Origin of the sequence: Halalkalibacter oceani (genome assembly GCF_040544555.1) — a bacterium.
Taxonomy (GTDB): Bacteria; Bacillota; Bacilli; order Bacillales; family Bacillaceae_D; genus Halalkalibacter; species Halalkalibacter oceani.
Map to the genome: position 1 here is coordinate 40708 of NZ_JBEPKD010000016.1, position 24787 is coordinate 65494.

The following is a 24787-nucleotide window of genomic DNA, read 5'->3' on the forward strand; positions in this document are numbered from 1 at the left end:
TTTCTGCGTCAAAGTCTATTGAGTGAAGTGTGAAAATTTGGTATTCTTAAAGAAAGCCTGTACAATAAAAAGAAACATAATTGTAGAGGTGAATCCCTTCATGCATTCGTTAATCTTAGCCTCAGGCTCCCCAAGACGAAAAGAATTACTTCAGCAGGTCCATCTTTCTTTCAACGTTGTTCCAAGTATGATTTCCGAACAAATTGAACCAACTTTATCACCCGAGGAGGCCGTTAAACAGCTTGCCTATCAAAAAGCTGAGGATGTCTGGAAGCAGCACCGGGATGCGGTAGTCCTTGGTTCTGACACCGTTGTCGCGTTTCAAGACACGATTCTCGGCAAGCCGAAAGACGAACGGGAAGCGCGGCAAATGCTTACGCTGTTGTCAGGACGAACTCACTCTGTCTATACCGGGGTAACGCTTTGTTCCCAGGCTGGCACGACAACATTTTTCGAAAAAACGGAGGTGGAATTTTATTCGCTGACTGAAGAAGAAATTGCGATGTACGTCGAGAGCGGAGAGCCGCTCGATAAAGCCGGAGCGTATGGAATTCAAGGCTTCGGTGCCTTTTTAGTGAAGCAGATTAAAGGCGACTATTACACTGTGGTCGGCTTGCCGCTGGCGCGTACGCTTAGAGAATTAAAGAAATTGGGAATTGTTCCTTCTCCGCACATATAATGATTAGTGCCGGCAAGGGCGATGGTGTAGTGAGCGCGCAGTCACCCGTATTGTTTTTTTGAAGTCGTCCATTTTTTCATTTCTGCACATGAAAGTCCCCGTATTCGTACAGATTAGAAAGGAGCGTCTGTCATTGCCTCAACAATCACTCCTCATCCGTGATGTCCCCGTCCGTGAACGTCCGCGTGAACGACTTTTGACAGAAGGGGCGCGGGCTTTATCCAATCAGGAAATTCTTGCGATCCTGCTTCGGACGGGAACGAAGCAGGAATCGGTTCTTCAATTGGCCCAGCGTCTTCTTACGGCTTTTGATGGTATATCGATGTTAAAGGAAGCCGCGATTGAAGAGCTTTGCCTCGTAAAAGGAATCGGCCAGGCGAAAGCTGTGGAATTAGCAGCAGCAGTCGAGCTGGGCCGGCGGCTGCACAGCCTTCAACCGGATGAACGCTATGTGATTCGTTCTCCGGAGGATGTCGCTAATTATGTCATGGAAGATATGCGCTTCCTGCTTCAAGAGCATTTTGATTGCCTGTATTTAAATACGAAGAACCAGGTTCTGCACCGCAAGACGATTTTTATCGGCAGCCTAAATGCCAGCATTGTCCATCCGCGCGAGGTTTTTAAAGAAGCGCTGCGCCGTTCGGCCGCCTCGGTTGTCTGCCTCCATAATCATCCATCGGGAGATCCGACACCAAGCCGTGAGGATATCGATGTCACAAAACGGCTACATGAAGCAGGAAAAGTATTAGGAATTGAAGTGCTCGATCATGTTATTATTGGTGATAGAAGGTATATCAGCCTGAAGGAGAAAGGGCATCTGAATTAATCGGTCAATGGTCCTCGGGCGAAGTGCGGATGGCTCAGTTCCCGGCAAAAGTGGTACGCTTACTAAGGCGGGAAACGGGAGTCGTGACGGGAAGGTTAGGAGAACTGAAAAGTTAGGCTATGTTTTTCTAACATTCTTCGATATAATAAAGGTTATGATTTCGGTTAAGCATGAAGGGAGATACATAGATGTTTGGTGGGTTCTCAAAAGATATTGGTATTGATCTAGGGACGGCGAATACACTCGTATATGTGAAAGGAAAAGGCATCGTTGTGCGTGAACCATCAGTGGTTGCCTTACGGACGGATACTGGTTCAATTGAAGCGGTTGGAAATGACGCGAAAAATATGATCGGACGTACACCGGGGAATATCGTCGCGGTTCGGCCAATGAAAGACGGGGTTATTGCTGATTTTGATACGACGGCAACGATGCTGAAATATTTCATTCGTCAGGCTCAGAAAAACCGCTCGATCTTTACAAAGCCGTCGGTGATGGTTTGCGTGCCATCGGGCATTACGGCGGTGGAAAAGCGTGCTGTCGAGGATGCGACAAAACAGGCGGGGGCGAAGGAAGCCTATACGCTTGAAGAGCCGTTTGCGGCAGCGATTGGCGCTGATCTCCCTGTATGGGAGCCAACGGGCAGCATGGTTGTCGACATCGGCGGTGGTACGACAGAGGTGGCGATTATCTCGCTTGGCGGGATCGTGACGAGTCAGTCGATTAGGGTTGCCGGCGATGAAATGGATGATGCGATCATTTCCTATGTGAAAAAGACGTATAATCTGATGATTGGTGAACGGACGGCAGAAGCGTTAAAGCTAGAAATCGGTTCGGCCGGAGCGCCGGATGGCGTCGATGATATGGATATTCGCGGGCGCGACCTTGTGACAGGGCTGCCGAAGACGATTACGGTGACAGCGGAAGAAATTGCCGGCTCGCTGGAAGATACGGTGACGACGATTATTGAAGCGGTGAAAAACACGCTGGAGCAGTCTCCGCCTGAACTGGCGGCAGACATTATGGATCGCGGTATCGTTCTTACCGGGGGAGGCGCGTTGCTTCGCAATTTGGATCGCGTGTTAAGCGATGAGACGAATATGCCGGTTTTAGTCGCAGAGAACCCGCTTGATTGCGTCGCGATTGGAACAGGTCGTGCGCTTGAAAATCTTCATTTATTCCGGTCTAAAGCGGGGATCACGTCCCGTTCGGACAGAAAATTGTAAGTAGGTGTCAGCATGCCATCCTTCTTTTCAAACAAAAAGTTAATTATTCTGCTCGTCAGCATTATTATTTTAGTGGCGCTCATTGGCTACTCCCTCACAGACCGTGAACGGGTGACAGGTCCAGAGCAAGTTGTACGCGATGCTGTTGGATGGGTGCAAACGATTTTTATGAAACCCGCATATGCTGTTGCGGGTTTCTTTGAAAATGTTCGGGATATTCATCATGTGTATGAGGAAAACAAGCTGCTAAAATCACGGTTTGAGGAATACGCGCAAATCTCTGTTGAACGGAATTTACTGCGGAATGAAAATGAAAATCTGAAAGAAATGCTGGAGCTTGAAGAAAGCTTGCATGATTATATGATTCGCACCGCGGTCGTCATTCACCGCAACCCGGATCGCTGGTCGGAATATATTGGGATTAACAAAGGATCGGAGCACGGAGTCGAGCCGAATATGGGGATCGTCGATTCCCGGGGCGGGCTTGTCGGCAAGGTTAGGCAGGTTAGCGAATTTTCGTCCGTCGTGCAGCTTCTTTCAGACAATGATCGGACAAACCGTGTTTCGGCAATGGTTTCGATGGACGAGCCTGAATATGGCTTTATTGAAGGCTACGATGAGGAGACAGGCCTGCTTATTTTAAGAAAGCTCGATATTGAAGCTGAAATTGAACCCGGGCAAATGGTGACGACTTCGGGAAAAGGCGGGGTTTACCCAAGCGGCTTGCTGATTGGTGAGATTGTCGCGGTGGAGCCGGATGAATACGGACTTACGTTAAACGCCTATATCGAACCGACGGCCGACTTTTATGGGTTGGACTATGTCTATGTGATCGAGCGGACGAGCACGACGCTTGATTCCTCGTTGCTTGAGGAGGAGGAATCGTGAGCCGGTTTTACATTCCAGGCCTTGTCTTTGTGCTGTTGATTGTCGAGGGGACCTTATTTCAGCTTATGACTCCGACTCATACCGATTCCGTTCTCGTTCCCCGATTTCTGATCGTGATGGTTGTCTTAATCGGGCTGCACTTTGGACGGCAGAGCAGTCTGTTCTACGGTCTCGCCTTTGGCTTTTGTTATGACATTGTCTACACACAGCTGCTTGGCGTATACGCGTTCGGACTTGCTTTTATCGGGTATTTTTTCATTTTTTTTTCGAAGCGGATTCAAGATTCACTTTTGATCCAGCTGATGCTCGTTTTGAGTGCTATTTTGTTCTTTGAGTATTATCAGTATGGTCTCTATTTGCTAATCGGTCTAACCGACCTGCCAGCTTCGACTTTTGCCATCGAGCGTCTGCTCCCGAGTCTGATTTTAAACAGCGCGTTTGCCATCTTAATTTATTATCCGGCGCGCAAACTGTTTGAACATGTGAAAAAGCAAGCCAATCTTCGCGCGCGGTAATCAGAGATACGAGTACATTGCCGGGAAAAAGAGGGTTTGTTTGCCGGACTGTTGAATTAATTGTATAAGCTCTAGTTGCCAGCGGTGCTGCCACTTGGCAAAGACGTTCATTTTATTGGAGTATCAAAGTGAGTCAGGCTGAGGTGAAACACGAATGACGCAAAAAAAGCAACATGTAACAATAAAGGGAACAAAGGAAGGACTTATCTTCCAGTTGGATGACCATTGCTCTTACGAATCTCTGTTAACGGAATTACGTGAGAAGCTTTCGTCTAAGCATTACCAGGATAGCGAAGGGCGAGATACTCTTGTAAAAGTGAATGCAGGCTACCGCTATCTCAATTCCGCTGAGAAAGAAGAACTGTCACAGCTGATTACAGAAGGCCGTAATTTGATTGTCGAGGAATTTGAATCAGAGGTGCTTTCAACGGAAGAGGCCGAGCTTCTTCGCCAGCAGGCACAGGTGGTGACGCTGACGCGGATTATCCGCTCAGGTCAAGTCTTGAAAATCCGGGGTGACGTCCTGCTGATCGGTGATGTTAATCCCGGTGGCACGATCATGGCGACGGGAAGCATTTATATCGTCGGAGCATTGCGCGGCATTGCCCATGCCGGCTTTCAAGGTGATGAATCAGCGGTGATCGCGGCTTCTGTCATGGCTCCGTCGCAGCTCCGTATTGCCGGAGGGATTCGCCAATTCGAAGCAGACGGTGATGAGAAGGAAGAAGAAATTATGACAAGTGCTTTTTTGGACGAGCATGCGAGAGTCCAGCTCGGACGAGTGCAGCAGCTTCTACATACGCATCCTGTCGATATTCAAAACGAAAAGCAAGTGATAGATTAAGAAAGTGATAGAAAGGGGTCTTCAATGTGGGTGAGGCAATCGTCATTACAAGTGGAAAAGGTGGCGTAGGAAAAACAACGACATCAGCTAATATCGGCACCGCTCTTGCGCTGTCGGGGAAGAAAGTTTGCTTAGTGGATACAGACATTGGTCTTCGCAATCTTGATGTTGTAATGGGGCTGGAAAATCGAATCATCTACGACCTCGTCGATGTGACCGAAGGACGCTGTAAGCTGAAGCAGGCTCTGATAAAGGACAAGCGCTTCGATTGCTTATACCTGCTCCCGGCGGCCCAGACGCAGGATAAATCGGCTGTAGAACCGGAGCAGATGAAGAGCATTATTGATGAATTAAAGCAGGAATACGATTATGTGCTCATCGATTGTCCGGCAGGTATTGAACAAGGCTTTAAAAATGCGATTGAAGGGGCCGATAAGGCGATTGTCGTCACAACCCCGGAGGTGCCGGCAGTACGTGATGCGGACCGGATTATCGGCCTACTGGAGCAAAGGGATATCGAGTCTCCCAAGCTGATCGTCAACCGGATTCGCGGCCATATGATGAAAAATGGAGAAATGCTTGATGTTGATGAAATTACTTCGATTTTGGCGATTGATTTGCTTGGCATCGTCGTCGATGATGAAGAAGTGATCAAACAGGCGAATAAAGGCGAGCCTATTGCACTATTAACGACAAGCAAAGCTTCTATCGCCTATCGTAATATTGCCAGACGCATTTTAGGAGAAACGGTGCCGTTAATGTCACTTGAAGAAAACAAAGGCGTCTTTGCGAAGATTAAGCAGTTTTTTAGTGTGAGGTAAGACATGGCAGTGGCTCCGTTCTGCCCACTGCTTCGAGCCTGAGAGAAAAGGGAGTTTTTCCCCTTTTCTCTCAGGCTCTTTTTTATATAATCGTAAGTGTTTGCTTGACAGATGCTTCAACGGTCTGGCGGAATTCATGAATGGAGAAAGGCTTATCGAGGTAAGCAATATTCTTTTCGCTATGAACACGCTTTTGACGTCCGGTCGTCAAAACGAGGATCGGTGTTGTTGTCTGTTGTTCCAAGGCAGTAATAAAAGATAGCATGCTCTCATTTTGCAGCTGATCACTGACAATAATCAGATGGAAGGAGACTCTCGTTTCTATCTCTAAAAAAGAATCTGCCTCTGTGTAATGCAGCACTTCTGCTCCCAGCTGAGTCAGATGATACTCCATTAATGTAGCATGACTTGGCTCGTCCTCAAGTAAGGCGACTAAAAATGACCCCATACGTTGTTCCCCTTTTCTCTTTATCGCTCTTCTCTCTTAATAGTAAAAGTAGTTTGAGAAGTTTGCAAGACCTAAAGATTCTATGAATTCATTGAATATTGGGACTATCGGATGAAAGAGTTGACGAGAAATGAGAATACATGGTTTAACAGAGGCATAGAAAGGTAATGGATAAGATAGGGCTGTTACATAAGCAAGGGTGAAACGATGGTGTAAAGGTGGAGAAGAAGATGAAGCAGGAACATATTGAAGAAGCGAGTAAAAACGTCCGCTGTATGATTTTAACGGTCTCCGGCACGAGAACCTATGAAAATGATGAAAGCGGTGCGCTTATTCGCAAGTTACTGGAAGAAAATGGACATGCGGTAACCGAGTATCAAATTGTCAAGGATGAATATAGCCAAATTCAGCACTGGTTAAAAATTGCTGCAAGCCGCGCGGATATCGATGCGATTTTAATGACAGGCGGCACGGGAATTGCCTTGCGCGATACGACTCATGAAGCAGTGCGGGACAGCTTGGACAAAGAAATGCCGGGCTTTGGTGAAATCTTCCGCCACTTAAGCTTTACAGAGGACGTCGGAACGGCGGCGATTTTAAGCAGGGCCATCGCCGGTGTGCGTGACGGCAAGGCGATTTTTTCAATGCCGGGTGCGACGGGAGCGGTGAAGCTGGCGATGGAGCGGATCATTATTCCTGAGCTCTGTCACGTCATTCAGGAAATTCTTCAGGACCAGATGAGGATGTAGGTGCTTCGAGCTTGAGACAAAAGGGTTGCTTTTCCCTTTTGTCTTTTTCTTAAGCTCGAAAGCAGGCGCAGAACGGAGCCGCTGCGATGTTTTTTTCTTATATTTGATGCTGGGTATAGCGGCCGGCTTTTGTAAGCTGCTGCAAGATGTTGATTTCATCTTCGGTCAGCTCTGCCTGTTGCATAGCTGCACTGCTTGCGATAATTTGCTCAGGCTTGCTGGCACCGGCTACGACGGAGGCGACGGCTGGCGACGCTAAGCAATAACCAAACGCAAGCACATGAATGTCTTTCTCGCCGACGATGGTTTCTGACAGCTTTTGCTTGAATGCGGTCAATTCGTCATAGGAATAATCGAGATAGCCATTTTCCTTGATCGCGGAGGAAGCTTGCGCCAGCGAACGGTTCGTGAGCAGCCCCTTTGCCAGCGGTCCTCTCGCCAGCACGCTGATGTGATGCTCCTCTAATAAAGGAAATAGCGGCTCAGGACGTCTGTCGAGCAGGCTGTATTGCATCATTACGCTGACGATGGAAGAGCGTTTGACATACTCGCGAATCACATTCGGTCGAATGGAAGAAATGCCGTAGTAACGAATCACGCCTTCCTGTTTTAACTCCTCAAAGGCTTCTATCGTCTCATCAATATGATCCTCAATTGTCCCGCCATGCAGCTGAAATAAATCAATATAGTCAGTTTGAAGCCGGGTAAGACTTTGCTTTAAAGCGGATTTGATATGCTTTTTCGAAGGATCCCAGCTCCAGCCTTCTTTTCCCGGTTCAAAACGGTTTCCAGCTTTCGTCGCGAGGATGATGTCGCCCCGCTTTTGCTTGATCACTTCCCCGATGATCGTCTCATTCATCCCTTGATCGTATAAGTCAGCAGTATCGAGATAGTTGATCCCCTCTGCAAGCGCGGCGTCAATAACCGCTGCTGCTTCCTTCTTGTTTGTGCCGATGCTCATACACCCTAAGCCAAGCTCACTAACGATAAGCTCTGAATTGCCAATGCGGCGTTTTTTCATCGCAATCATCCTCTCTGTTTTCGTTTATTTCAGACTAATAGGTCCTCCACCATCTATTATGGCATATCAAAAACGGACAAGTCATATAGTTTACTAAAGAGCAAAAGGAGGCCACTGAAAAACAACTTCCTTTTTCGTAACTAAAAACTGCTGTAAAAGTGAAAATCGTACTTTTTTAGCAGCTTGGCAAAAAGAGGGGGGAGGACATGTCCGATCGGTTAAACAAGGTACGCAGAGAATTGGAAAAAAAGAGACGGCAGATTGACAGCAGTCGAAAAGGACGGGAGCGAGCGATTCCCCTGCTGATGAACCGTCATGAGGAGTCGAGAGAAGATTTTGACGTGTATGTTCACCAGGAGAAGGAGGAGCGGGAGCATCGCGGAAAGCCAGGTGACTTTCTTGTCTTTCGGATTATGACAGCGGTTTGTTTGGCGCTCGTAATCGCGATTCTGTTTAAGTCTAATTCTCCACAGCTTGATGGAATGAAGGCATTTATTACGGATGCCTATGAACAGGAGCTGCAATTTGCGGCAATTGCCAACTGGTATGAAAACCAGTTTGGAAGGCCGCTTGCTCTCGTGCCGGTCAACCAGGAGGTCGCTCAGGGTGATCCAGAGGAGCAGGTCGAAATGGTCTATGCTTTGCCAGCGGCCGGGACGATCCGTGAAGATTTCCAGCAAAACGGCAGCGGTATTTTGATTGAAACCGGGCTTGAGGCTGAGGTTGAAGCCGTGAAAGGCGGATATGTGATTTCAGTCGGGGAACGGGAGGAAGAGAACCTTGGAAAAACGGTAGTCGTTCAGCATTATGACGGAACAGAGTCACTTTACGGGATGCTTGATGACATCGGTGTGAAGATGTATGACCATATCCAGGCAGGGGCGAAGATCGGCACCGTCTCCATTAATGAAGAGGCGCAAAAAGGAATTTTTTATTTCGCATTAAAAAAGGACGAACATTATATTGATCCAACAGATGTCCTTTCCTTTGAATAAGATGCGCGATTTGCTGATCAAAGTCAAAATCAACCCTTTGTTTTGGCTAGTGCTCGGGATCGGGGTTGCTACTGGATACTTCCGTGAAGTGCTGATGGTTTTTCTGATTGTGTTTATTCATGAGCTGGGGCATGCTTTCGCTGCGATTGCTTTTAAATGGCGGATTTACAAAATAGAGCTGCTCCCATTTGGCGGCGTGGCAGAAGTGGATCATGGCGGGAATCGTCCCATTTACGAAGAAGCGATCGTCGTTATCGCCGGGCCTTTGCAGCATCTTTGGATGATGCTCGCCTCATTTGCCTGCATCGGGCTGCCTTTTTGGAGCGCAGCTGATCATCAGCTGTTTGTCTGGCATAATCTGATGATCCTCGGCTTTAATCTCATTCCTATACTTCCGCTTGACGGAGGACGGCTGCTCCATCTCTGGCTCACAGCTGTGTTGCCTTATCAGAAAGCGTTGCTGCGGGCGCGTCAGCTTTCAATCGGGGCGCTCGTGTTACTCGTCTTGCTCAGCGCGGTCTATTTTCCGTTTCATTTGAATTTATGGGTCGTGATTTCCTTTTTGCTGCTGGCCAATTATTTTGAGTGGAAACAGCGCCATTATCATTTCATGCGCTTTCTTATGACTCGCTCAAATGAAAGCGCAGCTCGGCGCCATTCTGTCATCCGCCTTAAGGATTCACTCGCCGTGCGGGACGCGGTCAAGCAATTACGAAGAGGCTACCGGCACGACTTTCGCATTTACCGGCGGTGGCAGGCATCTGTCGCTCACGTAACGGAAGCAGAGCTCGTGCAAGCTTTTTTTCAAATGAAAAACCCTCACGCCCCTCTTTCCTCATTCCCTTTTGCTCAGGACGACAGAAGATAAGGCAGGATAATTGTCGAGCAGCGGGGACAAGAATAAGGTACAATAGAGAGAAGAATGTTCATGAATAAAAGGGGTTACGAGAGTGAAAAAGATCTACTTCAATATGGCGACGAGAGAACGGCGGGCGGCGATTGTGGAGAACGGCGAAGTGGTCGAGCTGATGATAGAGCGTCCGGTACATAACCGTGTGGTCAGCAATGTTTACCGTGGGAAGGTGGTCAATGTGCTGCCGGGGATGCAGGCGGCATTCATCGATATTGGACGAGACAAAAACGGCTTTCTGTACCGTGATGACTTGCTTTCTTTTCATTTATCAACGGAGGATGAGGCCGAGAAAAAGCGCAGAAGTATTTCCGAATTTGTGAAGGAAGGCGAAGAGATCCTTGTCCAGGTGACAAAAGAAGGCTTCGGGACAAAAGGGCCGCGCTTGACGGGAGTCGTCTCATTTCCGGGAAAATTTATCGTTTATATGCCACAGGGAGGCTATGTCGGGGTGTCGCGCCGCTTTTCCTCCGAGGAAGAGCGGGAGCGCTTGCGGCAGGTGGGAGAATCCTTGCTGGAAGGAGATGAAGGGCTGATTATTCGGACGTCCTGTGAAGGTCAGTCAGCGGAAGTGATCGCAAGCGAGCTGCAATTCATGCGCGAGCGCTGGCACAAGCTGTGGGAGCAGGAAAAGCATCGTAAGGCTCCTGCGCTCATTCATCAGGATACCGGCTTAATTGAGCGGATTATGCGCGATTTTTCTTTTGCTACGGTCAGCGAAATCGTTGTTGACCACCTTGAAGAATACCGCCAGCTAAAGGGACTGCTTGCTCCTTATGGTCAGGGGGAAACGACACTCCGCCTCTATCATGAAAAGGAGAACATCTTTACTGCGTTCGGGATTGAAAAGGAACTGGAACGGGCGATGAAACGGCAGGTCTGGCTGAAAAACGGCGCTTATCTGATGATCGATCAAACGGAGGCGCTGACGGTGATCGATGTCAATACCGGTAAATTCACCGGTAAGACAAATCTCCATGACACGATTCGCAAAACGAATGCCGAAGCGGCAAAGGAAATTGCCAAACAGCTGCGCCTCCGTGATATTTCCGGCATCATTATCATTGACTTCATCGATATGAAGCGTGAAGACGATCAGAAATATGTCCTGGAGACCTTTGAACAGGCGCTCAAGGGTGACCGGACGAAAACGAGCATTCACGGCCTTACCGGGCTTGGCCTCGTGGAGATGACGAGGAAAAAAATCAGGCAGAACTTGCAGGCAAGCTTATCGAAAGCATGCCCGACGTGCGGCGGCAAAGGAGCAGTGCTGTCAGATGAAGCACAGGCGTTTAAGATTGAGCGTCAGCTTTGGGAATATCGCGGAATGGGTGAGGAAGCGCTTCTGCTTGAGCTGCCATCCCATGTCGCGACCGTTTTATTCGGGGCGAAATCGGAGCATTTGAAAAGGCTGGAAGAGGCGCTTGGCTTTCGGATCCTTGTCTTTCCAAACCGGAAAATGGCCGAGGAAAGCTTCGCGATCCGCTTTATCGGCACGCTGACTGAGGCTTCCGCCCAGCTTGAGCGATTGAAGGCGGGAGTATAAAGCAGCCGTTGACAGAGCTGCTTTATTTGTGCTAAAATAGCGCTTGTTAGTTATTTGGTCGCACCCAAACGACTACAACCGCTCAGAGAAGGTCGCAAACGGATTTTTCCTACCTTTGATGGCGAGTCTGAGTATATGAGGAGGTGCAAGTATGTACGCAATTATTGAAACTGGTGGAAAGCAAATCAAAGTTCAAGAAGGCCAGGAAGTTTACATTGAGAAATTGGACGCAGAAGCTGGAGAAACAGTGAGCTTCGACAACGTTCTTTTTGTCGGTGGCGATGAAGTGAAGGTTGGTGCTCCTTTTGTTGAGGGCGCTACTGTAACGGCTAAGGTTGAAAAGCATGGTCGTCAAAAGAAAATCATCGTTTGGAAAATGAAGGCGAAAAAGAATTACCGTCGTAAGCAAGGTCACCGTCAGCCGTACACGAAAGTGGTAATCGAAAAGATTAACGCCTAAGTGTCCGATGATTACGGTAAAAGTAAAACGCAATGATAACGCTGAGATCGTTTCTTTTACGATGAGTGGACATGCAGACTCCGGTCCGTATGGGTACGATCTCGTTTGCGCTGGCGCTTCAGCCGTTTCGATTGGAGCTGTAAATGCGATCATCTCCCTATGTCAGGTCGATCCTGAGATTGAAATGGAGGAGAATGGCGGCTTTCTCCGCTGTACCGTTCCGATGGATGTAGAACGTGCGACATTTGAGAAAGTCCAGCTTTTGCTCGAGGCGATGCTCGTGTCGCTGCAGTCGATCGCTGAAGAATACAGTAAGCATATTGAAATTGACGATAAATATGGGAGGTGAATTCCATGTTGAAAATGAATCTACAATTTTTCGCATCGAAAAAAGGGGTAGGTAGTACGAAGAACGGTCGTGACTCACGTTCAAAGCGCCTTGGTGCTAAGCGTGCTGACGGTCAAGCGGTAACAGGCGGTTCGATTCTTGTTCGCCAACGCGGTACTCGTGTTTACCCTGGTGTGAATGTCGGTAAAGGTGGAGACGATACACTTTTTGCGAAGGTTGACGGTGTTGTGAAATATGAGCGCGTCGGTCGTGATCGCAAGCAGGTGAGCGTGTATCCTGCATAATAAGGAAGAGGGTGTCCTGAAGCGAAGGCTTTTGGGCACCCTCTTTACACATCAGTCATGAGGAAGCTTGCTCGGTGTTTATTTTCTGAATATTTAGAACTATACTATTTTCAAGAAAGGGGGGAGGAGATGAAGGACTGGACAAAAGAAAAGGCGGTTGATCAGGTGCTCGATTATATTCACAACCACCTTGATGCACCGCTTTCTTTAGAACAGCTTGCAAGCGAAGCGGCGTATAGCCCGTATCATTTTTCGCGTCTTTTCAAGGAAAGAACGGGTCTTTCCCCGCATTATTACATCGCATCCCTCCGTCTCCAGCACGCAAAGGAATTGCTGCTGACGACAAACTTGACGATCCGTGATATCGGGATGGAAATCGGCCAGCAAAGCCTCGGAACATTTACAACGCGATTTACGGAACGGGTCGGGATGACGCCTGCTTTTTTTCGGCGCTCCGAGGAGCTTACCGAGCAGCTAATTGGCCGCTTGCAGGATGCCGGGGAGTGGAAGGCGCTCCTCCCTGTTCAACCAGGTGGCAGTGTGGTAGAAGGCAGCATCCAGTCAGCCCATCCAATTTCGGGTGTGATTCTTGTCGGCTTGTTTACGAAGCCGATTCCGGAAGGCTTGCCCGCTTATGGAACATTGCTCGCCTCCCCAGGAGAGTTTTCATTTTCCGGCGTCGAACCGGGTACATACTTTTTATTGGCTACATCGGTAGAGTGGGGGACGGCTGCGCAAAGCATTTTAGTTCCGCACGAGACATTGCGCTGCCGCTCCCCGTATCCGATTATCATCTCCGGTCGGAACCGGGTGCCCTATCAAGCATTATCATTGCATCCACCGCGCATCGGCGAACCGCCAATTTTAATTTCCTTGCCTATTTTAATGAAGAAATTTCTTAGCGAGCAGCTTCTTCGCAAAATATAAGAAATGTTGACCCGCAACTCTGTCTATAATGAAAGACAAATGGCTGATAAGGAGTGGCGGACATGACAAATGATGAAACATTTATTCGGGAGTTTGACCAGGCTTTTACTTCCGGCAACCTTACGTGGATTGCCGAGCATGTAGTGGAGGATATTGAATGGACTGTAATTGGCGAGCCTGCATTGAAAGGGAAACAGGCCCTGCTTGATGGAATCTCGCAAATGATGGCGCAGCCGCTGGAGGAGCATCAGTTGCTACGGGTTGTCGCCAATCAGCAGTGGGCCGTCGTGGAAGGCACAATGGAGATGGAGATTGAACAAGGGATCAGACATGCTTTCTCTGTTTGTGATCTGTACGATCTGGAGGACGGAAAAGTGAAAGCGCTGACGACTTATGTTGTTGATCGCGGAGAGGTGAAATAGCGATGGCCGCATTTGCTGATTTGTCGATCTCGCTTGACGGATTTATCACCGGACCGAACAGTTCCGAAGAGCATCCTCTTGGAACGGGCGGTCGTATTCTCCATGAATGGGTCTATCAGCTTGGCAGCTGGCGGGAGCGTCACGGTCTGGACGGAGGAATGGAAAGTTACGAGTCGGCTCATTTGCAGTCGTTGATTGATCGGACGGGGGCGGTGATCATCGGGCGGACAATGTTCGACCACGGTGAGCGTTATTGGGGGAGTCGTCCTCCTTTTCACGTTCCTGTTTTCGTCCTGACTCATGAGCCGCGCCCTCCGCAGGAAATGGAAGGCGGCACTACCTTTATCTTCTGTACGGACGGTTTGGCTGCGGCTTATCAAGCGGCCAAAGCGGCAGCGGGTGAAAAGGAGGTTTCGGTTGGCGGGGGAGCGGACGTCGTGCAGCAATGTCTTGCGGCTGGTCTTCTTAATGAGCTTCATTTGCACATCGTCCCGGTACTGCTCGGTGACGGAGTAAGGCTGTTCGAACATCGCGGTAATCATTTACCGAATCTGGAGCTAACAAGCCAATCGACGAGTGGCTCGGTGATCCATGCCAGCTTTCGCGTCAGCCAGAGCGGAGGGGGCGTTCAATGAGCCGAAAGCGCAACAGACAGGTGATTTATTCGATGATGGTCTCACTTGACGGGTATATGGAAGCGCGCGATGGAGCGATTGACTGGTCGGTGCCGGATGAAGAGCTGCATCAGCATTTCAATGACTTTGAGCAGGAAATTGATACTCATCTTTACGGGCGACGCATGTATGAGAATATGGCCGGGTATTGGACGAAAGCCGGAGACAATCCGGAGGCAGCGGCTGTCGAAAAAGAGTATGCCCGTATTTGGAATCAATCGGAAAAAATTGTCTTTTCCACTACGTTGGAACAGGTCGGGGAACATGCGCGGATTATACGTGACAATCTGCCTGAAGCGGTTCGCGCTTTAAAAGCTGAAGAAGGCCGGGATATGGACCTAGGCGGGGCGAGCATCGCCGCTTCGTTTATCGAGCATGACTTAGTCGATGAGTACCGCCTCTACTTTCACCCGATTGTGCTTGGAGGCGGGAAGCGGATGTTTCCTGAACTAACAGAGTACCGGCAGCTGCGCTTGCTGGAAACACGCCAATTTGGCTGCGGGGTCGTGCTTTTGCGTTACGCCAGGAAAGAGGCGGAGGGGGAGGCTGGCGTTTGAGCTTGTCGTCCTTTCATCACGTATATATAAATAAAACGAGGGGGAAAGTGGCTGGCTTTCCTCCCCGTTTTTTTATTAGCGCAGCACGCTGCCACCGGAAATTTTGACTGATTCGCCGATGATGTTATCAGCGGCTGCTGAAGCGAGAAAGGCAATCGTGTTTGCCACATCCTGCGGGCTCGTAAAATGACCTGAAGGGATGCTTTCCTTCGCTTTTGTCATTTGGTGCTCAAAAGACGTTCCACTGTGGGCTGCTTTCCGTCTGATCGCTTCAAGCGCCATGTCGGTTTCGACGTAGCCTGGACAAACGGCATTGACCCGGACGTGATGTTCAATCGCTTCAAGCGCGAAGGAATGGGTAAAGCCGATTAAGGCAAATTTTGAAGCGGCATACGCTGTATTTCCATATGTACCGCGTAAGCCGGATAATGACGCAACGTTAATAATCGCTCCATGCCCTTTCTCTTTCATCTGCCGATACACTTGCTGTGTCAGCAAAACAGTCGACGTATAGTTGATGTGCATGATCCGCTCCATATCGTCCTGAGTCAGCCGCTCAACAACAGACCCGCCGGAGACACCAGCCGAATTGACGAGAATCGAAATCGGTCCCAGCTCATCCTTGGCTGCTGCACAAAGCTCATCCCGCTGTTCGGCATTTGTCAGATCCGCAGCATGCACATAGATCGAAGCGTCCGGCACCTGCTGCTCGATCTCCTGTTTGAGCGCGTTGAGCTTCTGCCGCCGCCGTCCGCTAATCGTGATAGCAGTTCCCATGCCAGCCAGCACTTTTGCCGTTTCCGCTCCTATTCCTCCTGTCGCTCCAGTGACTAAGGCGTGCTGCTCAGCAAGAGCGGAAGTAGAAAAAATCGTCATCGTTTCCATCCTCCTCAAAAATGATTGGTAACTGCTATTCTATACCCTTCACATGGGATCGTAAATCGTGATGAGGAAGAAACGAAAGAGGACCCATCATTTACTGGGAAAGGATAGGGGTGAAAAGAAGCTGCAAAAAAGTAATCCTTCGCCAGGCTAAAAAAGAAGGCATAGATGGAAGAGACGCATCCATCTATGCCTGTACATTGTAGATAAAACCGGTTATGCGCAAGTCGTCGTTAGTTCTCTACTACCTGAAAAGTAAGCGTCTCTTTCAGTTTATCATCAATATAAAGATGCACTTCATAGTCGCCGGGAGGCCAGCCATTATCCGGCCTTGAAACATGGAAGCTGAAATTTGCCGTGACATGCACCGATTCAAGTTCATAAAAATCAATTTCTGTTGGCGGTTCTGTTTCAAGATAAACCCAAACGGCTTTCATGACGGTGCCGTCCGGGGCGTTGTTCAAAATCCCTGTCAAATGAACGATGGGTGAATCTACTGTGAAATGATCTGCACGTATGACCGGCCGGTTAGATGAATCAATCTCAGCTGCAAATTGCAAGTCAGAATAATGGGCAGTAGTAAAGCTGAAACTGCAGGAAACCAAAAACAGCACCAGCATGACCACTAAACAACTGAAATGCTTTTTCATTAGAATGTGAGCGATTCGATGATCTGAGTGTAGGCTTCATAATATTGGTTGAAATTGTTCATCTCAGCCGTGTATGTGAAAACAAATGCCCTGTCATTATTAATGAACAGTAATGCTTCATAAGCCAATTGAAGATCTCCCTGTGTGCCTGTGTATTCAAGATAGTGTACATCTGGCTGCGCTTCATCAGTCGCCTCTACTGTTTCCGAGGAGGTCAGTTCAAAATCCGGTACTTCGTTTTGAACATTGGCAAGCAAGATCTCAGTCAGCTCCTCCAGCGACAGGGACTGACCGTCCAATTGATTTAATTGGACGGATACATTTTCCATAAAAGGATCATCCTCGCTCTCACGTGGGGAGACGAAACCGAGCATTGTTTCGTTTACTTCCTGCAAAGTCCAATCCCCCGGGTATTCAACGCTGAAAGCGAATTGGTCATTCGTGTACGTCTGTACTCCTTCGACCCCGGCAGTTTCTTCACCAGCTTCCTCTTCGACGGTATCTTCATCGGAGCTTTCGACCTCGGATGGCGCCTCTTCCTCAGTGCTGCTGTCGACTTCTTCTCCGCATGCTGCAAGCAAAAGAATCAAGTGGAAAGAGAGTACGGCAACGAGCCATGTTTTCATTTTTTTTCTCATCTTAGTTGTTCCTCCTAGAATCATAAGACTTTTTGCTTATTAACTATAAGTCATCCCCCTGCCGAAAAAAATCCCCTAATCAGGGGATTTTTATATGAAAAATGTTGCCTTATAGTGAGTTTATAGCAGGAACAGAAAAAGGAGAATGAAGATGAACGCGCATGAAATTGATTATCATATTTACGGAAATGATATGCAATTTGTCGAGATCGAGCTTGATCCGGGTGAAAGCGTCGTCGCGGAAGCCGGGGCTTTCATGATGATGGAGAATGGAATCAACATGGAGACGATTTTTGGTGATGGAAGTAATGAAAGGAAAGGCTTCGTCGGGAAATTATGGGGGGCCGGTAAAAGATTGTTAACAGGTGAAAGCCTGTTCATGACGCTTTTTTCAAACGAACATCAGGGAAAGCAAAAGGTTTCCTTCGCCGCTCCTTATCCGGGCGCGATCGTGCCTATGGATTTAAGTGAACTGGACGGAAGGATCATCTGTCAGAAGGAGGCATTTTTATGCGCGGCGAAAGGAGTTTCATTAGGGATTGCCTTTCAACGCAAGCTCGGAGCTGGATTTTTCGGTGGGGAAGGTTTTATCATGCAAAAGCTGGAAGGGGATGGAGTGGCTTTTCTCCATGCCGGAGGAACGCTTTACGAGCGGGAGCTGCGGCCGGGGGAAGGAATCCGGGTCGACACGGGGTGCCTGGTCGCGCTGACCCAGGGAGTTGAATATAATATTGAATTTGTCGGCGGCGTCAAATCGGCTTTCTTTGGCGGAGAAGGGTTTTTCTTCGCCACATTGCGCGGCCCCGGAAAGGTATGGCTGCAATCGTTGCCGTTCAGCCGTCTCGCGGATCGTCTTATCTCTGCCTCCGGTATCCGCAACGAAATGAACGATGATGAGTAAAACCGGCATTGCCTTACGAAGCTGGAGCAAGGATGATGGGAATTGAATATGGGAAGAATGAAAAAAAAACTTGTTGTTGATTCTGATTGTTGCCAGCCAGCTGTTTTTCGCCGCTTCCCTCTTTATTGGGGTGGTGATGTGGGGTTTCTCAGGAAAGGTGTTATCCGTATTTTTTTGCTTGCTGATTGTTTATTTGGTCGCAATTGTTCTGGCGTCTGTAAAGAGCTGGAATGGTTTTAAGAAGAAGGAACATCGCCGTTCGCTGCTGTGGCTTTTGCTCCCGTATGCCTGGTTCGGGATCCTTTACCTGTTCTTATTTGTATAAGAGCCTTTCCTCGAAAGGAAAGCATGAACGGCCGTCGAAACCAGGCCGTTGGGATTGCATTACTCGCAAAGATTTAATTGCCGGGCGCGCTGAAAAACCTGAATCCGATTATGCACATTAAGCTTTCTGTAAATATTTTTTATATGGGAGTTAACGGTCTCGGTTGACACATGAAGCTGATTTGCGATCTGCTTGTTCGACAGCCCTTCTGTAAGTAATTGAACGACCTCTCTTTCCTTCTGGGTTAGCTTCATTTTTTCTTGGTAACTATTTTTCGGGAACGGGGATGTGTTCGTAAGTCGGTGGCCGACGATAGACGCCATTAGACTATCGAGCGCATATAAATCAAAGATTTGAACCGTGTAATGCTCATACCGCGTGACAAAGGTAGCTTTTTTGGCCGGTTCAGGCTGGTGAAGCAGATCGGAAAGTGTCAGCCGTTTCACTTCGGGCATCGCGGCGTTAAGAAATGCGAGCTGAATGGGATGTGTCTGCATATAATCATAGGCGTCCCGCAGGCAGGAAAACGAACGGCAAATGTCGATCTCGTTTTTCATGGTCAGCTTCTTCTTTACCTGTTTGACTGACAATTCATCATAATCGATGATAATGGCTTTTAGCATATAGAAACCCCCGTAAACTATTTCTCGTGTACAATAGGATTTCAGTTTACAAAACGCCAATGAAAGAATTATGAAAGAAATCCACTGCGAAATGGCAAAAGCTTTGCAGCTGTAAGGGTCACGGCTTTTCATAACGACAACGGGAACGACTGAAACAGCAATTGCCTTATGAGTGAGCAACGGGAGCTGGGTTTTCTCAGGTGGAAGCTGAAAACAATTTGACGGGATCAGTTCGTTCTTTTACGATGGAAGAAACAGGGGGTGAAGCTCGTGAAAGTAACGGTAATTGGCTATTGGCACGGTTTTCCCGAAAAAGACGAGGCGACATCAGGGTATTTGCTTGAGCACGAACAATGTAAATTGCTAATTGACTGTGGCAGCGGGGTGCTCGCTAAGCTCCAGTCGTATTGTAAAGTAGAAGAGCTCGATGCGGTCGTTCTCTCTCATTATCATCATGACCATAAAGCGGATCTTGGGCCACTGCAATACGCGAGCATTATAAAAGCTGCCGAGTATCCGGATAAGCAGCTTCCGATTTACGGGCATCGTATGGATGAAGAACAGTTTGCCGGGCTGACATTTCAGCATGTCACAACCGGGGTCGAATATAAAGAGGAAGAACAGGCAATGATCGGCCCGTTTACGTTTCAATTTTTGCGGACAAGGCACCCGGTCCCGTGCTACGCAATGAAAATCACAGTGACGGACGGAGCATCGCTCGTGTATACAGCGGATACGAGCTATTTTGATCAGCTTGCTGATTTTTCTGCGGGTGCTGATTTGCTGATAGCCGAATGCAGTGGCTATGCAGGAGAGAAGGTGACGCAATTCGGGCATATGACGAGCAGCTGCGTCGGCAAGCTCGCCGCACGGGCTCAGCCGCGTCAAGTGCTTCTTAGTCACTTGCCTCACCACGGGAAGCATCAGCAGCTGATTCGCGAGGTTCTGGACGACTATCAAGGGGCTGTGGCGACAGCGAAAACAGGCTGGCAATACGAGCTGGCAGGAGAGTAAGACGAGAGAGAGCCGATGGAGTGATCTGCAAATAGTATGGATCACTTCTTTTTTGTCCAATAAAATAAGCAATTGATTATATAAGTATATAGTTATATAATAAACAAAAAATAGAGGAAGGAAAGGTGAGGATGAGCGAAATGGTTGCTCCGGTTGAAATGGACGCGGCGGTAAAGGTTTTCAAGCTGTTAGGAGATAAAACGAGACTAACAATCGTTACCTGTTTGATGGAAGATGAATGCTGTGTTTGTGAATTTGTCGAACTGTTTGGCATGAGCCAGCCTGCTGTCAGCCAGCATGTACGCAAGCTCCGTGATGCCGGGCTCGTAGAGGAAGAGCGTAGAGGTCAATGGGTTTTTTATCGAATCAATCAAACGCATCCCTTATACCCGCTTGTCGAAAGCGTCGTCCGCCACCTGCCTGAACAGAAAAGCAGGCTGCTCGACTTAGCGGAGCGGGGCTTGCGCGTCTGCTGTAAATAAATAGCTTTAGTAAAGGAGTGGGAGAATGGAAGTGTGGGTAGCAGCTGCAATCTTCCTGGTGACGCTTGTGCTTGTCATCTGGCAGCCAAAAGGTCTTTCGATCGGCTGGTCAGCGACGATTGGGGCCTGTCTGGCGCTGCTAGCCGGTGTTGTTGATTTGCAGGATGTAGCAACGGTCACAGGAATTGTCTGGAATGCGACCGTAACGTTTGTCGCAATTATTATCATTTCATTACTTCTGGATGAAATTGGATTTTTTGAATGGGCAGCCTTACATATGGCACGCTTCGCCAATGGCAGTGGGCTGAAAATGTTTTTGTATGTCTCCGTATTGGGGGCGGTCGTCGCCGCACTTTTTGCCAATGACGGGGCGGCGCTTATTTTAACGCCGATTGTTTTGGCCATGGTTCGGGCTTTGCACTTTAAAGAAGCGATGGTGCTCCCGTTTGTGATGGCGAGCGGCTTTATCGCTGATACGACTTCCCTGCCTTTCCTTGTCAGTAATCTCGTTAATATCGTCTCGGCAGATTTCTTTGGAATTGGCTTTATCGAGTACGCGACCCGCATGGTCGTACCGAACGTATTTGCATTGGCGGCGAGTATGCTCGTTCTCTATCTTTATTTTCGTAAAGATATTCCGCGCCACTATCCATTGGATCAGCTGAAAAAGCCGGTGGAAGCGATTAAGGATAAGAAACTGTTTATGCTTTCCTGGTATATTCTTGCCTTGCTGTTGGCCGGTTATTTCGCAAGCGAATTTATTGACGTACCGGTCTCCTTTATCGCGATGCCGATTGCTTTTCTCTTTTATGGTATCTTTCGCCTTGTCAGCCGGGAGAATCCACAGCTGCGCGCCGCCGGCATCATGAAAGGAGCGCCGTGGGCGATTGTTGTCTTCTCCATCGGAATGTATGTCGTCGTCTACAGCTTGCGCAATGTTGGTTTAACCGATATGCTGGCGGCATTTATTCAGTCGGCAGCCGATGAAGGGCTGTTTGTCGGGACGCTGACGATGGGATTTCTGGCGGCGCTGCTTTCCTCTGCCATGAACAATATGCCAACCGTGATGATCAACGCGCTGGCGATTGCCGAGACGAATACATCCGGGCTGATGCGCGAGGCATTGATTTACGCCAATGTCATCGGCTCCGATTTAGGTCCGAAAATCACGCCGATCGGTTCATTGGCGACGCTGTTATGGCTCCATGTATTGGCGAAAAAAGGAATGACCATTTCCTGGGGCTATTATTTCAAAGTCGGAATCATTCTGACGATTCCCACTTTATTCATTACGTTATGCGGCTTGTATCTCTGGTTGACCATTTTAGGATAGGAGGGATGACGATGACAAAACCAATCATTTATTTTCTTTGTACAGGCAATTCATGCCGGAGTCAGATTGCCGAAGGCTGGGGGAAAGCCTGCCTTAGCGAGGAATTCGACGTGTACAGCGCCGGCATTGAAGCTCATGGGGTAAATCCGAAAGCGGTGGCGGCAATGAAGGAAGTCGGGATTGATATTAGTGGACAAACTTCTGATACGATTGATCAGGAGCTGCTGCAAAAAGCGGATCTTGTCGTGACGTTATGCGGGCACGCCAATGATATCTGCCCGGCAACGCCGCCTAATAAAAAACGGGAGCATTGGGGATTCGATGATCCGGCTCAGGCTGAAGGAACAGAAGAAGAGAAATGGGAAGTGTTCAGACGGGTACGCGATCAGATCGGTGCCCGCATCAAACAGTTTAAAGAAGAGCAGTCAAGTTAACAGGTTGCAGCGAGGGGCTGGGCAAAGGTTGTTTTTACCTTATCCCGGCCCCTACTCTCTTTGTTATCTCAAGCTCTCTTTGTGAAGACTTTTCCAGCCCTGAAAGTGGAACGAAGAATGAGAAAGGAAGGATAGGAAGAAATCACTTGAAAACAAAAGAATTCAAGTGGATAAACAGGATGATAAACGCTTACATCGCGATTTGATTTTAGTCTCAATGATGATAAAATACCTTTTGTTCATAACGGACCCCGACTTTTGTGAGAGTCAAAAGTCGATAAAAAAACTGAATAGGAAAGAGGTGCTTAATTGACCGTTCAATCTATGAAAGAAGAGTGGTTTGGCAATGTGAAGGGCGATGTTTTGGCCGGAATTGTCGTCGCTCTTGCCTTAATCCCTGAAGCGATTGCCTTCTCGATTATTGCTGGTGTTGATCCGATGGTCGGGTTGTATGCCTCCTTTTGCATTGCTGTGGTGATTGCCTTTGTTGGCGGGCGTCCAGGCATGATTTCCGCAGCAACGGGAGCGATGGCGCTCGTCATGGTTACCCTCGTCGCTGATCACGGGCTGCAGTATCTTTTGGCGGCAACCATTTTAACCGGGGTGCTGCAAATCATCTTCGGCGTCTGTAAGCTTGCCCGAGTGATGAAATTTGTCCCGCGCTCGGTGATGGTCGGCTTTGTCAATGCGCTGGCGATCCTGATTTTTATGGCGCAGCTCGAGCAATTTGAGGGAGCGAACTGGGTCATGTATGCCCTTGTCATCGCCACTCTCGTCATTATTTACGGGCTGCCCCGAATTACGAAGGCGATTCCGTCCGCGCTGGCGGCCATTATCGCGATTACCGCCTTTGTGATCTTCATGGACTTGGATCTTCGCACTGTCGGCGATATGGGGGCGTTGACCCAGGAATTACCGTTCTTTTTAATTCCTGCGATTCCGCTGACTTTTGAAACGTTGGCGATTATTTTTCCTTATTCCCTGGCGCTGGCGGTCGTCGGTCTGCTTGAATCACTGTTGACGGCCAATATCGTCGATGATATGACCGGAACGGAAAGTGATAAAAATAAAGAAAGCCGCGGGCAGGGAATCGCCAATATTGTGACGGGGTTCTTTGGCGGGATGGCCGGTTGTGCGATGATTGGTCAATCCGTGATCAATGTTAAATCAGGCGGGCGCGGCAGACTGTCAGCTCTTGTCGCCGGCGTATTTCTGATGTTTTTGATTATTGTTCTCGGCGGACTGGTCGTGCAAATTCCGATGGCGGCCTTAGTCGGAGTGATGTTCATGGTTTCCTTAAGTACTTTCGATTGGAGCTCGGTCCGTCACCTTCATAAACTGCCGCGCACGGACGCCTTTGTCATGGTCGTTACGGTCGTGACCGTAGTAATTACGCATAATTTGGCGATCGGGGTCTTTGCCGGTGTATTGCTCAGTATGGTATTCTTTGCTGCGAAAATTTCAAAAGTCGAACTTGAGCAGACGTATATCCATCAATTAGATAAACAGGTTTATAAAGTAAGCGGACAGATTTTCTTTGCTTCTGTCACCGATTTTGTCAATCAGTTTGACTATAAAGTCGCGGTCAAGCTTGTTGAAATTGATTTGAGTGATGCTCATTTATGGGATGACTCGGCAATCGGCGCTTTGGATAAAATTGAAGAAAAATACGCCCAGGAGGGTATCCGTGTCGAATTTGTCGGCTTAAATGCAGAGAGCGAACAACTGAAAAAACGGATTGGGGGTCTGTCGAAGGCTTCCGGACACTAGGCTGAACCAGGCTATCCGCACAAAACATTTGTGGAGAGCCTGGTTTTTCTTTACAATTCTTTACCGGATCTTTACGATGGAAAGAAGGGGAGGGATCATGCGTATGTTCAAGCGGATTTTAGTTCCGGCTGATGGCTCGGATCATTCTTGCCGTGCTGCTGAATATGCGGCTAATTTAGCGCAAACTTTTTCAGCAACGATTATGATTGTTTATGTCGTGGATGGCACGACAGCAAAAACGGATGTTTTAGCTGCGAACAGCAAGTATGAGGTGGAAAAGAAACGGAAAGATAAGCTTGCCCCGGTTATGGAGTTGATAGAGAAAGCCGGTGTCACCTATGAAACACGGTTCATCCATGGAGAGCCGGGACCGGCGATCGTTAAATTTGCCAATGAAGGAAAGTATGACTGCCTTGTAGTCGGCAGCCGCGGTTTAAACCGGCTGCAAACGATGGTTCTTGGAAGCGTCAGTCATAAAGTGGTGAAAAGAGCCAACCTGCCCGTGTTAGTTGTGAAGTAATGCCAATTATATGAGCGAGAAGGACTGCATCTTTTAGAGATGTGGTTCTTTTTATTTTGCTTTAGGCAAGGAGA

Annotated in this window: 32 protein-coding genes and 1 other annotated feature; of the genes, 26 read left to right on the forward strand and 6 right to left on the reverse strand. The window is 48.4% G+C overall.

Annotated elements, in window-relative coordinates; translation table 11 throughout:
• The first annotated feature begins 100 nt into the window (after nucleotides 1–100).
• The 7 genes from ABMB67_RS16000 to minD all read left to right on the forward strand — a co-directional run bounded on the left by ABMB67_RS16000 (nucleotide 101) and on the right by minD (nucleotide 5799).
• Entirely contained in the window at nucleotides 101–679 is a 579-nt protein-coding gene (locus tag ABMB67_RS16000) for a Maf family protein (RefSeq protein ID WP_251223858.1), read from the forward strand.
• 133 nt (nucleotides 680–812) lie between these two features.
• Nucleotides 813–1505, forward strand: a complete 693-nt coding sequence (gene radC / locus ABMB67_RS16005; RefSeq protein ID WP_251223859.1) for a RadC family protein — start codon at nucleotides 813–815, stop codon at nucleotides 1503–1505.
• Nucleotides 1506–1693: 188 nt separating this feature from the next.
• Nucleotides 1694–2731 carry a rod shape-determining protein gene (locus ABMB67_RS16010; RefSeq protein WP_251223860.1) on the forward strand — a complete coding sequence of 346 codons (1038 nt, stop codon included), beginning with the start codon at nucleotides 1694–1696 and terminating at the stop codon, nucleotides 2729–2731.
• Nucleotides 2732–2743: 12 nt separating this feature from the next.
• On the forward strand, nucleotides 2744–3619 hold the full coding sequence (gene mreC, locus ABMB67_RS16015) for a rod shape-determining protein MreC (protein ID WP_251223861.1): 876 nt from the start codon (nucleotides 2744–2746) through the stop codon (nucleotides 3617–3619).
• Nucleotides 3616–4134 (forward strand): rod shape-determining protein MreD, encoded by a 519-nt coding sequence (gene mreD, locus ABMB67_RS16020; protein WP_354572682.1) that lies wholly within the window; start codon nucleotides 3616–3618, stop codon nucleotides 4132–4134. The genes mreC and mreD overlap by 4 nt, the downstream gene beginning before the upstream one ends.
• Before the next feature lie 154 nt (nucleotides 4135–4288).
• Nucleotides 4289–4978, forward strand: a complete 690-nt coding sequence (gene minC, locus ABMB67_RS16025) for a septum site-determining protein MinC (protein WP_251223863.1) — start codon at nucleotides 4289–4291, stop codon at nucleotides 4976–4978.
• Between the two features lie 26 nt (nucleotides 4979–5004).
• On the forward strand, nucleotides 5005–5799 hold the full coding sequence (gene minD, locus ABMB67_RS16030; RefSeq protein WP_251192483.1) for a septum site-determining protein MinD: 795 nt from the start codon (nucleotides 5005–5007) through the stop codon (nucleotides 5797–5799).
• Nucleotides 5800–5881: 82 nt separating this feature from the next.
• Here the strand turns inward: minD and ABMB67_RS16035 are convergent, their stop codons facing one another.
• Nucleotides 5882–6247, reverse strand: coding sequence for a DNA-binding transcriptional response regulator (locus ABMB67_RS16035; RefSeq protein ID WP_251223864.1), 366 nt, complete (start codon nucleotides 6245–6247; stop codon nucleotides 5882–5884).
• 230 nt (nucleotides 6248–6477) lie between these two features.
• On the opposite strand from ABMB67_RS16035, the gene ABMB67_RS16040 reads away from it, so the two are divergent.
• Nucleotides 6478–6996 (forward strand): MogA/MoaB family molybdenum cofactor biosynthesis protein, encoded by a 519-nt coding sequence (locus ABMB67_RS16040; protein WP_251223865.1) that lies wholly within the window; start codon nucleotides 6478–6480, stop codon nucleotides 6994–6996.
• 97 nt (nucleotides 6997–7093) lie between these two features.
• Here the strand turns inward: ABMB67_RS16040 and ABMB67_RS16045 are convergent, their stop codons facing one another.
• Entirely contained in the window at nucleotides 7094–8017 is a 924-nt protein-coding gene (locus ABMB67_RS16045; RefSeq protein WP_354572683.1) for an aldo/keto reductase, read from the reverse strand.
• Between the two features lie 206 nt (nucleotides 8018–8223).
• Here ABMB67_RS16045 and ABMB67_RS16050 point away from each other — a divergent pair, with 206 nt between their 5' ends.
• From ABMB67_RS16050 to ABMB67_RS16095, 10 genes are all read left to right on the forward strand, one after another.
• Complete coding sequence (locus ABMB67_RS16050; RefSeq protein ID WP_251223867.1) at nucleotides 8224–9012, forward strand: M23 family metallopeptidase; 789 nt, start codon at nucleotides 8224–8226, stop codon at nucleotides 9010–9012.
• Nucleotides 8981–9880 carry a M50 family metallopeptidase gene (locus tag ABMB67_RS16055; RefSeq protein WP_354572684.1) on the forward strand — a complete coding sequence of 300 codons (900 nt, stop codon included), beginning with the start codon at nucleotides 8981–8983 and terminating at the stop codon, nucleotides 9878–9880. Before ABMB67_RS16050 ends, ABMB67_RS16055 begins: the two co-directional genes overlap by 32 nt.
• A gap of 82 nt (nucleotides 9881–9962) precedes the next feature.
• The gene (locus tag ABMB67_RS16060) at nucleotides 9963–11468 is read left to right on the forward strand and encodes an Rne/Rng family ribonuclease (protein ID WP_251223869.1); all 1506 of its coding nucleotides are present in this window, start codon (nucleotides 9963–9965) and stop codon (nucleotides 11466–11468) included.
• A gap of 66 nt (nucleotides 11469–11534) precedes the next feature.
• Nucleotides 11535–11607: a sequence feature (ribosomal protein L21 leader region), on the forward strand.
• A gap of 12 nt (nucleotides 11608–11619) precedes the next feature.
• The gene (gene rplU, locus ABMB67_RS16065; RefSeq protein ID WP_251192490.1) at nucleotides 11620–11928 is read left to right on the forward strand and encodes a 50S ribosomal protein L21; all 309 of its coding nucleotides are present in this window, start codon (nucleotides 11620–11622) and stop codon (nucleotides 11926–11928) included.
• Between the two features lie 7 nt (nucleotides 11929–11935).
• On the forward strand, nucleotides 11936–12277 hold the full coding sequence (locus ABMB67_RS16070; protein WP_251223870.1) for a ribosomal-processing cysteine protease Prp: 342 nt from the start codon (nucleotides 11936–11938) through the stop codon (nucleotides 12275–12277).
• A 5-nt stretch (nucleotides 12278–12282) separates the two neighbouring features.
• Nucleotides 12283–12561 (forward strand): 50S ribosomal protein L27, encoded by a 279-nt coding sequence (rpmA, locus tag ABMB67_RS16075; protein ID WP_251192492.1) that lies wholly within the window; start codon nucleotides 12283–12285, stop codon nucleotides 12559–12561.
• A 129-nt stretch (nucleotides 12562–12690) separates the two neighbouring features.
• Nucleotides 12691–13488 (forward strand): AraC family transcriptional regulator, encoded by a 798-nt coding sequence (locus ABMB67_RS16080; RefSeq protein ID WP_354572685.1) that lies wholly within the window; start codon nucleotides 12691–12693, stop codon nucleotides 13486–13488.
• A gap of 62 nt (nucleotides 13489–13550) precedes the next feature.
• Complete coding sequence (locus ABMB67_RS16085) at nucleotides 13551–13910, forward strand: nuclear transport factor 2 family protein (RefSeq protein ID WP_354572686.1); 360 nt, start codon at nucleotides 13551–13553, stop codon at nucleotides 13908–13910.
• Nucleotides 13911–13912: 2 nt separating this feature from the next.
• Entirely contained in the window at nucleotides 13913–14545 is a 633-nt protein-coding gene (locus tag ABMB67_RS16090) for a dihydrofolate reductase family protein (protein WP_354572687.1), read from the forward strand.
• The gene (locus tag ABMB67_RS16095; RefSeq protein WP_251223874.1) at nucleotides 14542–15141 is read left to right on the forward strand and encodes a dihydrofolate reductase family protein; all 600 of its coding nucleotides are present in this window, start codon (nucleotides 14542–14544) and stop codon (nucleotides 15139–15141) included. Before ABMB67_RS16090 ends, ABMB67_RS16095 begins: the two co-directional genes overlap by 4 nt.
• Nucleotides 15142–15216: 75 nt before the next feature.
• On the opposite strand, the gene ABMB67_RS16100 is transcribed toward ABMB67_RS16095, so the two are convergent.
• The 3 genes from ABMB67_RS16100 to ABMB67_RS16110 form a co-directional block, all read right to left on the reverse strand.
• Nucleotides 15217–16017 (reverse strand): SDR family NAD(P)-dependent oxidoreductase, encoded by an 801-nt coding sequence (locus tag ABMB67_RS16100; RefSeq protein ID WP_354572688.1) that lies wholly within the window; start codon nucleotides 16015–16017, stop codon nucleotides 15217–15219.
• Nucleotides 16018–16256: 239 nt separating this feature from the next.
• Nucleotides 16257–16643, reverse strand: a complete 387-nt coding sequence (locus tag ABMB67_RS16105; protein WP_251223876.1) for a hypothetical protein — start codon at nucleotides 16641–16643, stop codon at nucleotides 16257–16259.
• Between the two features lie 29 nt (nucleotides 16644–16672).
• On the reverse strand, nucleotides 16673–17311 hold the full coding sequence (locus tag ABMB67_RS16110) for a PsbP-related protein (RefSeq protein WP_354572689.1): 639 nt from the start codon (nucleotides 17309–17311) through the stop codon (nucleotides 16673–16675).
• A gap of 151 nt (nucleotides 17312–17462) precedes the next feature.
• Here ABMB67_RS16110 and ABMB67_RS16115 point away from each other — a divergent pair, with 151 nt between their 5' ends.
• Nucleotides 17463–18212 carry a TIGR00266 family protein gene (locus tag ABMB67_RS16115; protein WP_354572690.1) on the forward strand — a complete coding sequence of 250 codons (750 nt, stop codon included), beginning with the start codon at nucleotides 17463–17465 and terminating at the stop codon, nucleotides 18210–18212.
• A 42-nt stretch (nucleotides 18213–18254) separates the two neighbouring features.
• Nucleotides 18255–18452, forward strand: a complete 198-nt coding sequence (locus tag ABMB67_RS16120; protein WP_354572691.1) for a hypothetical protein — start codon at nucleotides 18255–18257, stop codon at nucleotides 18450–18452.
• A 144-nt stretch (nucleotides 18453–18596) separates the two neighbouring features.
• Here ABMB67_RS16120 and ABMB67_RS16125 read toward each other — a convergent pair whose 3' ends face one another.
• A complete protein-coding gene (locus tag ABMB67_RS16125) occupies nucleotides 18597–19160 on the reverse strand; it encodes a response regulator transcription factor (RefSeq protein ID WP_354572692.1) in 564 nt (187 codons plus the stop codon).
• Nucleotides 19161–19430: 270 nt separating this feature from the next.
• On the opposite strand from ABMB67_RS16125, the gene ABMB67_RS16130 reads away from it, so the two are divergent.
• The 6 genes from ABMB67_RS16130 (at nucleotide 19431) to ABMB67_RS16155 (ending at nucleotide 24713) form a co-directional block, all read left to right on the forward strand.
• Complete coding sequence (locus tag ABMB67_RS16130; protein WP_251223881.1) at nucleotides 19431–20174, forward strand: MBL fold metallo-hydrolase; 744 nt, start codon at nucleotides 19431–19433, stop codon at nucleotides 20172–20174.
• Between the two features lie 131 nt (nucleotides 20175–20305).
• On the forward strand, nucleotides 20306–20656 hold the full coding sequence (locus tag ABMB67_RS16135) for an ArsR/SmtB family transcription factor (protein WP_354572693.1): 351 nt from the start codon (nucleotides 20306–20308) through the stop codon (nucleotides 20654–20656).
• A gap of 25 nt (nucleotides 20657–20681) precedes the next feature.
• Complete coding sequence (locus tag ABMB67_RS16140) at nucleotides 20682–21989, forward strand: arsenic transporter (RefSeq protein ID WP_354572694.1); 1308 nt, start codon at nucleotides 20682–20684, stop codon at nucleotides 21987–21989.
• Between the two features lie 11 nt (nucleotides 21990–22000).
• Nucleotides 22001–22423, forward strand: a complete 423-nt coding sequence (arsC, locus tag ABMB67_RS16145; RefSeq protein ID WP_354572695.1) for an arsenate reductase (thioredoxin) — start codon at nucleotides 22001–22003, stop codon at nucleotides 22421–22423.
• Between the two features lie 324 nt (nucleotides 22424–22747).
• Complete coding sequence (locus tag ABMB67_RS16150; RefSeq protein ID WP_390188857.1) at nucleotides 22748–24193, forward strand: SulP family inorganic anion transporter; 1446 nt, start codon at nucleotides 22748–22750, stop codon at nucleotides 24191–24193.
• A gap of 97 nt (nucleotides 24194–24290) precedes the next feature.
• Nucleotides 24291–24713 (forward strand): universal stress protein, encoded by a 423-nt coding sequence (locus ABMB67_RS16155; protein ID WP_354572696.1) that lies wholly within the window; start codon nucleotides 24291–24293, stop codon nucleotides 24711–24713.
• Nucleotides 24714–24787: the final 74 nt, after the last annotated feature.